Raw genomic sequence first — 15033 nt, forward strand, 5'->3', positions numbered from 1 at the left:
ATATGTAGTTCAAATCTAACTATCATTATTACTTATTGCAATCCTTTATTACTCAGATATAACTTTTTAAAAAAGACAAAAAACACTTGCGTCTGAATACTAATCACTTAGGCATTGATCACAATTGGTTTTATATAGGTTTTTTGTTGATTTGCACATACCCTTTTAATGAATATCTTCCGAGTACAGTCTATTATGTGGGATTTAATACGTAAATAAAAATATCATTTGCCGGACATATAAGACACAGCTTTTAGAATTCAATATCCCATTGTTTCAAATATTCTTCAATTGGCTCTAGACCATATTTTTGCCTTCTCCTATTTAATTTGTTAGGATTTCTTATTTTATCAATACCGAACGTATATTCTTGTTTTTCAGCGTCATATCCAACTTGTGTCCCGAATACTTGTTTCTTACCCTGCTGAATCCTTATTCTATCAGTTAAAAGTGCAAGGTGCTTTTTCCTTGCTTCATTTTGCCTAACCGCACGTCTTAGTTTTTTTAAATAAAACTCTTGTTTTTGCAATGTAGAATGTTGAATTATTAAAAATGCTGACAAACTGGCCTTATCGCCAACTTCTGATCTTTTAGGCCATCCTTTACTAATGACAATAGAATCTAACAATTCTATATTTATTTCATTTAAACTGTCTTTAATCGTCCAATATCTTTCGGAGATGTCTGGTTTTGAATCATCTATAAAAATATAATAGGACTGATCTCTAATTAGCATATCAATTAGAGTTCCTGCTAATTCTTTATCTGTTATTTTCTCAAAATTGTCATGTTTCTTTAACTGTTCACTTTTTAGTTTTTGCCACCTTTTATCAGATATTATGAAAAAGAAATCAGGGTTGGATAAACAAATAATGGAGGAGTCTATTTTTGTAGCCTTTCTCAGATAATAAAAGGCTAGATCATTATTCTTAATCAAAGAGTTTAAAGCAGCAAGTTCATAAAGGTTTGATGTAATAGTATCATTGAGGTTAAAGATATCTTTACGGTAATTAATTGCTTTCTTGAATTCATGAATTGATTTCAGACTATCTGCTTTTAGGTCCAAACTTTTAATATCTGGATAATCATTTATCTCTTGGGCATTAATTCTATTCATCAATAATGACATGAGAAGAACACCAAGGTATATTGCATTAATTCCATTTATTTTCATATGGATCGAATTTACATTTATCTGTCTTAAAATATTTATCATTCTTCCTTTCGATATTTGAATTACTTAAACACATATACCGAAATTGACAATCTTTGCATTTCTCAATTTTGTCATTATTAATAGCCCATAATTGTTTAAACTCCTTTAGTGCTAATATATCTGAAAGTTTGTCGAAATTTATGTTCATGATTTTGTGTCTGTTAAAATGATGGGGTGAAATTAAAAGCGTACTTTAAATTAGGCAAGGAGATTCCATGTACATATAGCTTTTTACTAAAGGTGTAAAAACGTAGTTAACTATAAATCAATTGTATGCAATTCTGCCAGCCCCACTCTCATATAGCTTTTTGTAAGAACTTAAATACATAAAAGCACATTATTAGTTTAATTCGGAATGGTTTCTTTCATAAAATCATTGATATTTCCATAGGTTTTTATTCCGAGCTTTTTTCTTATGATACTCTTTTTCGCCTGAACTGTATTTATACTATAATTTAGGAGAATGGCAATTTCAGTGTTGTTAAAATTAACATTGATTAAACAGCAAATTCGAAATTCGGATTCATCAAGTTGAGGAAATTTGATTTTAAATTTTTCGAAGTACCCGTTGCTTAAATTATTTAACGTTTGATATAGTAACTCCCAATTGAGCTTTTTTTTGCCATATACCACTTCATTAAATTTCCTCAAAAATGGTTCTCCTCTCTTTCTTTCTTCTTCCTTAAGATATCCCTCAATTAAAGCCGCTTTTTTTATAATGTCGAAATGACGGATTAAAACATTACGGAAGGATTCTTCTTTATCATTAAAACTCCGGGCCAGCTTAGTCAACTGACGAACTTTCTGCTCGGTTTCATTGAGCTTTCTTCTGTTTTGAACAGAACGTCTTGACAAATAGAAAATGAGAATAGTAAGTAGTATAAAAAGCAATAAGAATAAGAGTAAAAGTCGTTGTCGTTCAATTAAAAGCTGTTTGTTCTGATTCTCAACAAGCTGAAGATTGTATTTTTCCTTGATTTCCAATATAGCGCTGTTTTTGTTATCCGTAATAATTTGTGCAAGATGTTTATTATATAGCCTGTATTTGTTTAGTGCGTTTTTGTAATTTTCTCTGTTCTCTTCAATTGCTGACCATGTTTTGTAGATATTGGCAGCAACATAGTTGTTTCGTTCCAGTGGCAGATAGTTCAAAGCTCTTTGTAAAAAAACAATCGCTGAATCATTTTTTCCTTGAAGCTCATATAACCTTGCAAAGTTTGTTGCCAATTTTGTGTAATTCACAGAATCTACAGAATGCTCCATAGCTTCATTAAAATATAGTTCAGCCTTCTTCCAGTTTTCTATTTCAAGATGTGCCACGCCAATATTCATTCGAATAGAAGCTTCCAAATCGTTATAATTATATGTATTGGCTAATTTAAGTGCTTCGTTGTAATAAATAAATGCACTGTCTGTTTTCTCCAGAATTAATAAACAATTTCCAATTAACTTGCAGGTGATAATCTCATTTTTAAAATCCTCAGCCTGATGAAAATAATCCTTACCCTGCTTATAATAAATTATGGCCTTTTCTTTCAGAAGTTGCATACTGTAAATATCGCCGATAGCATTTTGGCACAGACCTTTTAAATTAAGGTTGCCACTTTGTTCTAAATACTTATTTGCATCAAAAAACTGTATAAGTGCATTCTCATAATCCTTTTGTTCCTGATAAACCCTTCCACTGTAATAAGCCGCCAAGGCTACTTTTGCTGTATTGTTTTTATTGAAATAGTAATCTCGTATTGTAAAAATTAAAGTGTCGTTTGAAATATCCTTATAGCATTTATATTTTGCCTGAATTTTTACCAGTTGGTATTTATAGTATAATTCTTTCTTTTTCTTATGTGCATGAGTAAATGCATCAAGTATTACTAATGCGCTGTCAGGATCTTGCTCCATAATGATCTCTGCCATATCGATTATAGGCTCAAGCTTCAGTTTTTGACAGGAGACAATTAATAATGAACTAAAAAGAAATAAGATGATTATTTTTAGGTACATATGTCTAAGGTATTTTAGTAATACTTTAAAGATGCAAAAAAACTTTTGAATTAAATATTTTTTGTAAAAAGCTATATCGATAATTTCGCAAACAACAAATAATCTGAATGTTAGATTTAAAAAGGAGAAAAAAAGCTATATGTGACTTTCATCCATTTGTAAACCAAAGCATGACTTGATACATTTATTGCATAGGTATATAAATTCAGAATAGAGATTTTTATCAAAGACTGTAAAAGCACTTTTTATTATCATTCTGTTTCTGATACACATAGCCACAATAAGGTTGAAAGTGTTCTCTTTTTATTATTGTTTTGGTTGTGGAAATGATCTCGTTTAAGTTCGTAAGCTACAGTTAAAACTTTTTGAAATCCCACATCAACACTTGATCCAATAGAAGAAAGGAGATGAATAATTATAGACACTGTACATTCTTGTCGCAAATATTTACTAAATTTGCGACAATACACTTGGACTCATATGACCGAAAGCTCTGAAATACAGATTTTAACAAAAATAAAGAAAGCGAGAGGGGGTGCGCTGTTTTTTGTTGAGGATTTTTTGCGTTTTGGAAATTATAAAACTATTTCTAAAGCCTTGGAACGCCTTGTTGAGAAAGAAGAAATTTCAAGAGTTGCAAGGGGTATTTATGCCCGGTTGGAAAAGGATCCTATTTTAGGGCCGGTGAAGCCAGGGGCTGAAGCCATTGCAAAAGCTATTGCGAAAAAAGATAAGGCCCGAGTTATTCCAACAGGAGTTTTGGCGTTAAATGCGTTTGGGTTGTCAACTCAAGTTCCAATGAATATAATCTATCTGACAGATGGTGCTGCACGTAAAATAAATGTTGGAAGACGTACAATCGTTTTCAAAAAGACCAGCCCTAAAAACCTGACAGCAATCGGAAAAATTAGTGGTTTAGCTATTCAGGCATTAAAAGAACTGGGAAAGGATAATATTACTGAAAGCCAAAAACGGATTATATTGGAACATCTAAAAAAGGAGGATCGTTACCGTTTGGAACATGACATAAAATTAGCACCCGAATGGATAAGAGTAATAATGCGAAATGCCCTCACAAAAACAATAAACAATGACCAATAAATGGTACGAAATACCTACCCAGACGAAAGTAAATGCCTATACACAAATAGCAGACGAAAGAGGTATGACTCCTTATGCTGTGGAAAAAGATTGGTGGGTTGTACAAACCTTATCGGCCATCTTTCAAACGGAATTGGGAAAGTATTTGATTTTTAAAGGCGGTACATCTTTAAGTAAAGCCTGGGGCTTAATTGAACGATTCTCGGAAGACATAGACCTGGCTTTTGATAGAAGCTATCTTGGTTATGGGGGAGAGCTTTCCCGGACTCAAATAAAAAAGCTGAGGCAAAAAACCGGGAAATTTATTGCCGATTCATTTGCGCCCGAGTTAGAGGAAAAACTAAAAGCAAATGGATTAAACGACGTAACTCTAAACTATCTTGAACCTGAAGCCAGTGACTCAGATCCGGCAAAGATTGAAGTTTTTTATCCGAATGTTATTGAATATCCGGGCTACATACAACCAAGAGTTCTTCTGGAAATTAGCAGCAGTTCATTAAAAGAACCAAATCAGGTGCAAGCTTTTAGTTCTTTACTTGATGAACATTATGCTGATGCTGAATTTACCGGAATACCTGTAAATATTCCAACGGCAATTCCGGAACGTACTTTTTTGGAGAAAATCTTTTTGTTACACGAAGAATTTCAACGCCCTCATGACAGAATCAGAGTGGATAGATTGAGCCGTCACCTTTACGATGTATTTCAATTAATTAATCGTGGTTATGCAGAAAATGCCATAAAAGATAAAGAGCTTTATGAAACGATTGTAGTTCACCGGCGTTCTTTCTTTAGAGTCGGTGGGGTTGATTATAATCAGCATCAGCCACAAACTATTAATCCAGTTCCAATCCCCAAATTTATCAAAGCATGGGAAGCAGATTACAAAACTATGCAGGAACAGATGATTTATGGTGATTCTCCATCATTTGAGAAAATGATAAATGTGATTCAGGATTTCATTGCCAATGTAATCAATAAGCAGGAATGGAAGATGAATGTCAAGTTTCCAAAGCCCTAAGTTCGCAACCCCTCTCACAAAATACTTACATTTTCGAAAAACAAGCCCCCCGGGTTTTCAAAAGCTTCCGACATAAAGCCATTCATTCCAAAACCGGAAGAGTTAATTGCCGCCTGCACACAAAGCCAATTTCAAAAAGACTTAACCTCGTATACTTCGGTTAAAACTTTTTGAAATCCTGCATCAACACTTCCGTCTTTTCCATTCATTATTTATTTCTTTTCCTTTTGAAAATTTTCCGAAAATGTTGCTGGAGGTGTTTACGGGTTTGAATGGGAGCACTCTCCCACTCCGAAATATATACCGACACTAAGAGAAAATAAAAGAGAACGAATTGAATCTAAGATTCTTCATTGTTTAAGGTCTCTATTGCCTCAACAAAATCCAGCTTAATGAGTTCCCAATATTTACCTTTTAAGCAAATCGGTTCAAAATCATTATCAGCTGTTTCAAAACTGGTAAAGTTTATGGTTATTTCATCAGCATCATGTGAGTACGGATAACGCTCTTCATGCAACTGAATCATTTGAGGGATTGAATAGAAATCTAACAACTCATGTAGATCCCAAAAGTCCTTTTTTCTGGCTCCACGGCTCACAACATCGGACCTTCATTGCTGTTATCTCGTCGAGGGTGGCAAGCCTTATATTGTCAATCACCAAAGCGGGACGAATAAAAGGATCGGTATAATACAAATCGAGCTTAATACAGTCTTCTGCTGAATTGCCAATAAAATATGATTTACCCATTGCAACCTGACCTTCACGAGAATCAACGTATTCGAAAGTATTTTTAAGGTGCTTGTCAATTACCTCAAAATCAATCTCACCGTAAGGAGTATCGGCGAACAAATCAATGTCAACAGATTCACGATGCCCTAACTGCAAACTTAAGGCAGTACCTCCTACCAGACGAAAAGGAGTGAAAAGTTCTTCAGCCATCAACCACGACAAAATTGAGCGTAGCTGTGACTTTACAGTGTTGTATTTTAATTGGCTGATCATTTACTCACTGAAGATATTTCTTGATGTTGCTTTCCAATACTGAGGAACGTTTTGAGATGTGGGCTAAGATGGCTTGTACTTCCTTTTTCCCATAAAAACGCATTATCTCGGAAATCTCCTGATCGTTACCCCGCTCAAAAATGCGCTTTATTACACTTACTTTGCTCTTTTCCCAGTTAATTGAATTTATATCAGTATCCCAGAACAAAACAGGTCGTAGAAGTTTTAAATTGGGCCGGTCATTCAGGGCTTGTTTTTTCTTTTGTTGCTCAATATCGTAATAAGCTTGTAATACAGCAAAAAAGCTTTCATCAATACCCAAAGCATCACCCAGTCTTATGGATAGTGCCGGATTGATGCGACGTTTTCCTTTGGTAATATCCCCCAAAAGTTGAGGATATTCACCAATAGATAACGCAATACGCCGCTTGGGAAGTTTTCTTTTTTTCAACTCCCTTTCAAGGATAATCCCCGGATGTATCCCTTTTAAAAGCGTGATATTTTTTTCTATAGTGCTCATGATAATTACGTTTGCAAATATAAACAAATTTGTTTACACATGAGATCATGTACTTTTAAAAAAACATGTTACAATAATACCTCCATTGCTTCATCAACAAGCGAGTTATCAAGTTCTTTCAGGTAGGCCTGGGTAATTGCCAGATTTTGATGCCCCATTGATTCACTTATAATATCGGTAGAAATTCCTTTCTGCTTTAAACTGTTGGCATAACTATGCCGGGCAACATAGCTTGATACATTCTTTTCGATTTTACACAGTTTTGCAATTTCCTTCAATTTTTGGTTATACCTCGTTAAAGTCTTTTTCTTTCTGTTTTCTATCTGCGTAGGCGACATTTTGTCTTTAAGTAAAATCGGAAATATGTATTTAGAACCGTTTTGATGTTCTTTATAATAATTCAAAATTTGCTGAACAGGAGGCAGGATTTTAATTCTAAAATTTGCTTTGGTTTTTGAACGCGTATAATAAATCTGGCCGTCAATCACATCCTTCCATTCAAGTTTCATCATATCGGCATAGTTCATCCCACGAGTGTAAAAACTGAAAACAAAATAATTTCTTGCATCGACTAATTCAGGATGCTCGCCCAAGTCTTGGTTAACAATTTTTACTACATCATCATAAGTTAAGGCTCTTTTTGCTCCTCTCCCCTTTAATTTCGAAATTTGATATGATTTGAAAGGATAGTTATCTGGTTTAATCAAGCTTCTTTTTATTGCAAAATTAAATAAAGCTCTTAGCGTCCGCATTCGTACGCTTATTCCACCATCTGTTCCATTTCTCGATCTTAAATACACTTCATACTTATCCAGGAAAGTCGGCGTGATATCGTTAAAATTCAATACCTTTTTCTTACGGTATTTTTTAACCGAGTTGTAGGTATCGCGGTTAACCTGTGCATTGCCGGTCCTTCCGGCCTTTATCATTTCGTCAATCAATTCGTCCCAAAATTTATAAACATTTTGATATGCCGGATTAGATTCGATCCGAATGGCCCTTTCGATATCGGTTAAGGTATAGCTTCTCTTATTTTGCTGTAGCTCTGTAACCACACTTGTAGCGTGGTCAATTAACTTTAGTAATACCCTGTTTTTGTTTAAATAGTTTGCAGCATTTTGATTAAATATTCCTTTTTTCGAATCCCATTCTTTCGTATCCGCAGTGTACGGAGTACGAAAAAATATAGTCTTACGATCTTTGGAAATACGCAAATAAATAGGATATTTACCATAAGATAGCTTTTTCTTTCTCAGAACATTCTTAAAACTAATCATTTACATCATTTTTTGGGTACAACATAGGTACAACAAATGGACATTTAAAGGTAAATAAATGAAATTTAAGAACAAATAAAAAATTAGCAACTACCTGACTATGTGACCATAAGGCAACATATGAAATTAAATGAAATCTATTTTAAATGTTTTGGGAGCAGGGGGTCCCAGGTTCGAATCCTGGTATCCCGACGAAGTGGAAAATCAAAATCCACCAAAAGCCTGTAAATCAGATGATTTGCAGGCTTTTTTGTTTTTACGATGTCAAAATACACCATCTAGAACCATTGTTTATGTGAACAATACGGTGAACCAAAATATTCTTTAGATTTGGTTCACCAGAAACACATAATCACCTATTATTCAAAAGGTTATAATCGTAGTTTTTGGTACCGTTTAGTTCAGTTTGGAACCAGTTTTAACATTTTCTGGTGAACCAAAAGTGAACCAGAACTAAACAACATTAAAAATTATGAAGAAGATTAACACTTTTGGAATTCAATTTGTGATCCGCAAGCATCGGATTAAAGACGACAAAGCTCCTATTTATGCCCGTGTAACAGTAAATCGAGAACGGGCTGAAATCTCAATTAAGAAAAGAATTCATGTCGATAACTGGAATAATGGCCGAGGAATGGCAAAAGGCAAGTCCTCTGAAATTGGTAAGCTTAACTCTTATTTAGAACAGATCAGGTCTCAACTTACTGAGTGCTACCAGGAACTGGTCATCAACAAAGAGATAGTAACTCCTGAAGCAATTAAAAACAAATTTTTGGGAGTTGAAGATTCAGGAGAAACGCTTAAAGGACTGGTTGAATATCACAATACCGGAATGGATTCGAACCTGAGGTGGGGAACATTAAAAAATTACAAAACTACCGAAAAGTATATCGAGAAGTTTCTGACGCAGAAATTCAAACGCAATGATATCTACCTAGTAGAATTAAATTACAAGTTCATTACTGATTTCGAACATTTCCTGCGAAAATACCAGCCGGAAGATCATCATTTACCAATGGGAAACAATACGGTAATGAAACATATCGAAAGATTGCGAAAAATGACCAATCTAGCCGTGAGACTTGGATGGCTTGACAAAGATCCATTTGTAGCCTATCGCCTGTCGTTTAAACGTGTTGAACGGGAGTTTCTAACTCAACTGGAACTGGATACCATCAAAAAGAAACAATTCAAGATTGAACGCCTTCAGTATGTTAAAGATCTATTTGTATTTAGTTGTTATACCGGATTATCTTATATCGATGTCATGAACCTTAAACCAAATAACATCAGAATAGGCATTGACAGAATGACATGGATTATTACCCAAAGAGAAAAAACTACAACACCAGTTCGAATTCCAATATTATCCCTGGCCCAGGTCTTAATCGACAAGTACAAAGACCATCCTCGTTCCGTCAATAAAGGAACAATATTTCCAAATATTTCAAATCAAAAGTTAAACAGCTACCTCAAAGAAATTGCAGATGTCTGTGAAATTGATAAAAATCTGACTTTTCATGTTGCCAGACATACCTTCGCAACCACAGTAACGCTTACGAATGGTGTTCCTATCGAATCCGTCAGCAAAATGTTAGGACATACTGATTTAAAAACCACACAGATTTATGCAAAGGTGGTAGAGAAGAAAATAAGTGATGACATGGCCAATCTTGAAGAAAAGTTATCTGGAAAGAGATCTAAAAAAAGGAAATCCAAATAGTTTAGATGTATCTAAAACAAAGGTTTCCCTTTGTGAAACTTTTATTAACTTTGTCAAGTAGAACAATGAAAGTTCATTTAATAAAAGTACAGTCAATCGAGAACTATGTACGTGATAATGTCCAAAGTAAAAAGGCATTTGAAACCTGGCTATCGATTGTGAAAAGAGCTGACTGGAATAGTCCCCTGGATATTGTCAGGACATTTAATTCTGCTGATATTTTGGGAAAAGGATCAAACAGAGTTGTTTTTAATATTGGTGGTAACAAATACCGGATTATCTGTCAATATTATTTTGGGAAGCAGAAAGTACATCTGTTTATAAAATGGATTGGTACGCATGCTATCTATACCAAGCTCTGTAATAATGAAGAACAGTATTCGGTAGATATCTATTAATGAAAGAGACATGGAAGCTTTAAAATATACAGTAATAAAAACTGAAGAACAGTACAACAACTATTGCAATATCCTTGAGAATCTTTTATTGAAGGCCTCCCCTGCCCTTGATGATGAAATCGAATTGTTGACCCTTCTCATTGAGAAATGGGATTCGGAACACAGTACCTTTAATGATCTGGATCCTGTTCAACTCATTAAGTCATTAATGGAAGAGAATAACATGAAAGCAGTTGGATTGGCAAAACTCCTTGGATTGTCGAAAGGAACAGTTTCAAAGATTCTGAATTACCAAAAAGGTCTATCGAAAGAAACGATTCGTAAATTATCCGAGAATTTTCAGGTTTCACAGGAAGCCTTTAATCGTCCATACAAACTTAAAAACGAAATTAACAGGCAATTTCGTGACGCCAGCTTAATGAATACAAAAAAAGATTTGGGGGCTTCATTAGCCATATAATCAGAAATTCATTGAAAGAGAAGCTGATTTACTTTTCTTCTGTTTAGGCTCAGGAAGAACCGGTTTCTGATTCGAATCCTGATGATCCAGAATATAATCAACAGCTTTTTGAGCTAATCCGGAAGCCATAACTATCAACTTTATTGCTTTTTAGCTTCTTTAAGCAACCTTGAATGTATGCTGCACGGTTGTATTTAAACAATTTACTTGGCACTTAAAGACAACGAATCTATAAGGTAACAGTCATTATTGAATGAGGTAAACTTTCCAGAGCGGTTGATTTGCCATTGACCATCAATTGGTAGTTGAATTTTTCTTCAGACCGGTTTAACACAACCACAGCAATTGAACCATCTGGATTTACAAAAGCAGTTGCCTGCAAATCTGTTCGGCTCGATGATGTTGCTATTCTTTTGGCTCCTTCTTTTACAAACTTCGAAAAATGCCCGATGTAATAGTAACTGTTGGTATAGATCAGCTCTCCTGTTTGAGTGTTTGCATGTATTGGTGCAAAACATAAATTCCCTACATGATTTGGGCCTCCGGTTTCGTCCAGCAGAATGTTCCAGTCGGTCCAGGCAACAGTTCCACTATTAAAATCATTCAGCATTGAATAGCCATAACGTTCGCCCAAAGCCCAGTCATCAACCCGATTAATATCAAACGCTTCAACACAACCTTCGGTAAAAATAAGTTTGGTATCAGGGAAAGCGTCGTTTACCAGTTTTGTGTTTTCAAACTGCATGTCACCACCGGTCCAGGGTTCGTACCAGTGAAAGCCAATACCCCAAACATATTTTGCAGCTTCAGGATCGCTTAAAATAGTTGTTGCACGCTGATAAACCTGATCGCGGTTATGATCCCAGGCAATCAGTTTTTTATCGCTCATTCCATTACTGTGTAAAGTCGGCCCAAGATATTTTTTTATAAAATCGCGTTCCTCATCGGCAGTGTACACACACGATTCCCAACGCTGAACAGCCATAGGTTCGTTTTGTACCGAAAGTCCCCAAACCGGAATATCGCGTTTTTCGTACTCTTCGATAAACTTCACGTAATACTTCGCCCATGCCGGCTTAAACTGTTCCAACAGTTTTCCACCCTTCAAAACATTATTATTGCTTTTCATCCAGGCCGGAGGACTCCACGGGCTAACAAACATTTTCAACTCTCCACCAGCCGCTTCAATCGCTTCTTTTATAAAAGGGATACGGAATTCTTCGTCGTGCTTAACACTGAAAGTAGTTAGAAGTGAATCATCCTTCTCCACATAGTTGTAAGATGCGCTTGAAAAATCGCAGCTGGCAATATTTGTGCGCGAAAAGTTATAGCCGATTCCTTTTTCTGAATCGAAAAATGCAGTAAGAATATCCTGCTGAACATCTTTCGGCATTTTATAAAATGTTTCGGCCGACGCATCGGTTAAAGCCGCCCCAATTCCTTCGATGGTTTGAAACTGCTTTGCCGGATCAATCAGAACAAAAGGTTGTGTTTCCAAAGGCTGACTGCCAGTTTGCAAGCTGAATTCGCCAATTGCATTTAAGCGAAGATTGGTATCTTTTGCAGTTACATACACGCTCACTTTTTCGGGATTTACAATTACCGGCGGTTGTTCCAAACCCTTATTCGCTTCATTGTTTGTGCATCCGGCAAAAAATAAACCCGATACAGCAAAAACACCAACCACTGTTTTCAAAATATTCTTCATCATTCTCTTCTTTTATTCGCCCAACATTGTATTGCGAAATGTCAAAAAACGTCTAACAAAAAAGGTTGCGGAACTTCCCTCCCGGGAAGCCCACAACCTTTGTATATTTACCTTTTCTCTCTTATTCTTTTGTAACCGTTAAAACTGCCTGATCGTTTCCTGCCGAAAGATCAACAGTAAATACATAAGTCGCACCGTCTTCCAGTGTAACTCCATCTACTAATCCGAGGTTACCACTGTCGCGGCCATTTGTGCCATCGCCAATAAATACGATATCGCTTGATGTAGAAATGGCATCTCCTCCGAACTCTCCGCCCCAACCTTTTTGGTGGAAGAATTTAAAGTTGATAGCGTCGGTGCTGATGTTTTCACCTCCAACTACAGTGAGCTGATATTTTTTATCGCCAATTGGTGCCATACACAAGCCATTTTCAGGCGTCCAGCCAACTGTGTTATCGGTTAACGAAGGTTTTCCAACGTTATCACCAATCACCCAGATAGCACCCGTTCCATCAGCGTTTAATGCTGCAGGAGCGTTTCCATCCAATGCCTCAATTCTGAAATAGTTCAACTCCAGATTAGCCGTTACACGGTATTTCCCTGTAATAGGAACAAAAGTGTACAAGCCGGCTTCCTGCGTGGTCAGATAATCAGCATCGATCCACCAGTCGGCAATATTTCCCAGTCCTTGAATGCTTACCTCCTGCCCTTGCGTCAGCTCAACATCAAGTTGATAGTTGTTTTTATCAACCATATTCATGTTCTCACCGTTAAGCAGGATTTCGAAGAATGGGCCGGCCTCGTATGTTTTGGTGTTAAATGTTACCGAGTAAGTTCCACCCACAGGGCTTACAAAAGGAATATTTGTAGAAACTCCGTTTGTAACCGCACCGGCTTCCCAACCAAATACGATCTCACTCCCTTTATCATCAACCACCGGCGTTTTAATGTAGGCCGACAAATCGTTTGACGGGAATGCTTCCGTAGCTGCATATTCATTTTCTTCGCCGGTTGGCAACATTGGGTACGATGCGTTTTCGCTTACCAAAATAAGGTAAGGGTATTGCGCACGCATAATCGGCACATCAAAAGTTTCAATACTGCTATTCATTGTTGTGTTGAGCAATACAAACTCTAGTGTGGCTGTTCCGTCAGGAATATCTTTCTCAAAAGGAATTTCAATTGTTCCTGAATATTCACCATTTTCTTTCGTGCGAATTGTCGTTCTTTCCACCTCTTCTTCACCAAAATAAAGAATGGCAGTTAGTGTCGATAGCGAAATTTCGTCGCTAACCGAAACAGTAAACGGAAGCACATCGCCGAAATGTACATCGGAGAATTGGTTTTCAATTTCCATAACGGGATTTCCCGCCGGTTCGATTTCGCTGATATCGTCGGAGCACGACAAAACAGCCAAACCCAAAATGCTTAATATGAAATATTTTAAGTTCTTCATTGCGTTAGTTTTTATTTTTTCCATTGGTATGAAATAACTGATTTGGCAGGCACTTCGTAACTGAAGTGATTGGTGCCATCGTCGAGTGTTATCATTTTTGAAGCCGAATTGCTGTTTAATAATACCACAGCATAAGTTCCGTCGGTGTTTTCGAATGCCGAGTAGTAAAATCCGGCATCAGAAAAACCTGACGTACCGATACGCACTGCACCGGGCTTAACAACCGACGACAAATGGCCGATAATGTAATAGTGCGAATTACGCGTAATCGATGAATAGCTGGCTCTGTCGATATCCACCGCGCCATAGCAAGTCTGGCATCCGCCTTCGCGGTTAGGGCCCCTGTCGCTATCCAACATCAGGTTCCACACAATTACTCCTTTACACCAGTTATTTACGGTTCCCAGTGCCACTTCGCGCATGTCTTCGATTAAACGATTTTGCAGGTTACGGCCATCATTCCAGGTACCGATAGATGTTTCGGTGAAAATCAATTCTCTTTCGGGAGCTTTTTCGTGAATATCCAAAAGCTCTTCCTTGTTTCCTCCGTAGTTGTGATAAGCGGCACCGACCACGATATCTTCGTCAACTCCTGCGTCGTAAATTTTAACCGGATAATCATTCTGCGCGCCCATGTTATCGTAGTTGTAATTGTGGTCGAACAAATAAATTTTTGTGTTCAACGATGCAGCTTTAAAAGCCGGCACCAGGTTGTTTTTCACAAATTCAAGTTGTTCTTCCCAACCCATGTACAACGAAGCGGAGTTACCTCTGTTAAGCGGTTCATTTTGTGGGGTAACCGAGTAAATCTCGATTCCGTATTCCTTTAAAACCTGAATCCACTTTACAAAATACGTGGCATAATCGGCATAATACGCCGGATTTAACTGACCGCTCGTCCACGAGTTGAATGGTTGCAAATCGGTAAGATTATTCACCTTCATCCAGCGTGGGCTGGTCCATGGCGATCCCAAAATTTTAAGATCAGGATTAATGGCCTGAATTTCTTGTAAGATCGGAATCACGTAATCGATTTCTTCCGAAGTAAGGCCGAAGTTTTCAATTCCCTCGGTGTCGCAACAGGTGTATTCGCTAAGCGAAAAGTCGGAACAACCGATTGAAATACGAACATAACTGTAGCCCAT

At 36.7% G+C, this 15033-nt stretch carries 14 protein-coding genes; 5 read left to right on the plus strand and 9 right to left on the minus strand.

Annotated elements, in window-relative coordinates; translation table 11 throughout:
* Nucleotides 1–253: 253 nt before the first annotated feature.
* The gene (locus tag QZ576_RS21905; RefSeq protein WP_297101594.1) at nucleotides 254–1174 is read right to left on the minus strand and encodes a DUF6624 domain-containing protein; all 921 of its coding nucleotides are present in this window, start codon (nucleotides 1172–1174) and stop codon (nucleotides 254–256) included.
* A 387-nt stretch (nucleotides 1175–1561) separates the two neighbouring features.
* Nucleotides 1562–3133 carry a tetratricopeptide repeat protein gene (locus QZ576_RS21910; protein ID WP_297101596.1) on the minus strand — a complete coding sequence of 524 codons (1572 nt, stop codon included), beginning with the start codon at nucleotides 3131–3133 and terminating at the stop codon, nucleotides 1562–1564.
* A gap of 567 nt (nucleotides 3134–3700) precedes the next feature.
* On the opposite strand from QZ576_RS21910, the gene QZ576_RS21915 reads away from it, so the two are divergent.
* Entirely contained in the window at nucleotides 3701–4321 is a 621-nt protein-coding gene (locus QZ576_RS21915) for a DUF6088 family protein (RefSeq protein ID WP_297101597.1), read from the plus strand.
* Nucleotides 4311–5342: a nucleotidyl transferase AbiEii/AbiGii toxin family protein gene (locus QZ576_RS21920; protein WP_297101600.1), complete on the plus strand. Its 1032-nt coding sequence runs from the start codon at nucleotides 4311–4313 to the stop codon at nucleotides 5340–5342. Before QZ576_RS21915 ends, QZ576_RS21920 begins: the two co-directional genes overlap by 11 nt.
* Before the next feature lie 340 nt (nucleotides 5343–5682).
* Here QZ576_RS21920 and QZ576_RS21925 read toward each other — a convergent pair whose 3' ends face one another.
* The 4 genes from QZ576_RS21925 to QZ576_RS21940 all read right to left on the minus strand — a co-directional run bounded on the left by QZ576_RS21925 (nucleotide 5683) and on the right by QZ576_RS21940 (nucleotide 8143).
* Complete coding sequence (locus QZ576_RS21925; RefSeq protein WP_297101602.1) at nucleotides 5683–5868, minus strand: hypothetical protein; 186 nt, start codon at nucleotides 5866–5868, stop codon at nucleotides 5683–5685.
* Nucleotides 5869–5896: 28 nt separating this feature from the next.
* Complete coding sequence (locus QZ576_RS21930; RefSeq protein ID WP_297101604.1) at nucleotides 5897–6346, minus strand: nucleotidyl transferase AbiEii/AbiGii toxin family protein; 450 nt, start codon at nucleotides 6344–6346, stop codon at nucleotides 5897–5899.
* A gap of 4 nt (nucleotides 6347–6350) precedes the next feature.
* Nucleotides 6351–6866, minus strand: coding sequence for a hypothetical protein (locus QZ576_RS21935; protein ID WP_297101606.1), 516 nt, complete (start codon nucleotides 6864–6866; stop codon nucleotides 6351–6353).
* 68 nt (nucleotides 6867–6934) lie between these two features.
* The gene (locus tag QZ576_RS21940; protein ID WP_297101608.1) at nucleotides 6935–8143 is read right to left on the minus strand and encodes a site-specific integrase; all 1209 of its coding nucleotides are present in this window, start codon (nucleotides 8141–8143) and stop codon (nucleotides 6935–6937) included.
* A gap of 472 nt (nucleotides 8144–8615) precedes the next feature.
* Between QZ576_RS21940 and QZ576_RS21945 the strand changes: the two genes are divergently transcribed.
* The 3 genes from QZ576_RS21945 (at nucleotide 8616) to QZ576_RS21955 (ending at nucleotide 10724) form a co-directional block, all read left to right on the plus strand.
* Entirely contained in the window at nucleotides 8616–9866 is a 1251-nt protein-coding gene (locus QZ576_RS21945) for a site-specific integrase (RefSeq protein ID WP_297101610.1), read from the plus strand.
* Between the two features lie 65 nt (nucleotides 9867–9931).
* Nucleotides 9932–10264, plus strand: coding sequence for a type II toxin-antitoxin system HigB family toxin (locus tag QZ576_RS21950; protein WP_297101612.1), 333 nt, complete (start codon nucleotides 9932–9934; stop codon nucleotides 10262–10264).
* Between the two features lie 10 nt (nucleotides 10265–10274).
* Complete coding sequence (locus QZ576_RS21955; protein ID WP_297101614.1) at nucleotides 10275–10724, plus strand: helix-turn-helix domain-containing protein; 450 nt, start codon at nucleotides 10275–10277, stop codon at nucleotides 10722–10724.
* A gap of 229 nt (nucleotides 10725–10953) precedes the next feature.
* Here the strand turns inward: QZ576_RS21955 and QZ576_RS21960 are convergent, their stop codons facing one another.
* The 3 genes from QZ576_RS21960 to QZ576_RS21970 all read right to left on the minus strand — a co-directional run.
* Nucleotides 10954–12435 (minus strand): glycoside hydrolase family 30 protein, encoded by a 1482-nt coding sequence (locus tag QZ576_RS21960; protein WP_297101616.1) that lies wholly within the window; start codon nucleotides 12433–12435, stop codon nucleotides 10954–10956.
* Nucleotides 12436–12553: 118 nt separating this feature from the next.
* Nucleotides 12554–13888, minus strand: coding sequence for a DUF5121 domain-containing protein (locus tag QZ576_RS21965; protein ID WP_297101617.1), 1335 nt, complete (start codon nucleotides 13886–13888; stop codon nucleotides 12554–12556).
* Between the two features lie 11 nt (nucleotides 13889–13899).
* Nucleotides 13900–15033 (minus strand): glycoside hydrolase family 30 beta sandwich domain-containing protein (locus tag QZ576_RS21970; protein WP_297101619.1); only part of this gene is annotated, 1134 nt, incomplete at its 5' end.

The organism is uncultured Draconibacterium sp., assembly GCF_913060805.1.
GTDB lineage: Bacteria > Bacteroidota > Bacteroidia > Bacteroidales > Prolixibacteraceae > Draconibacterium.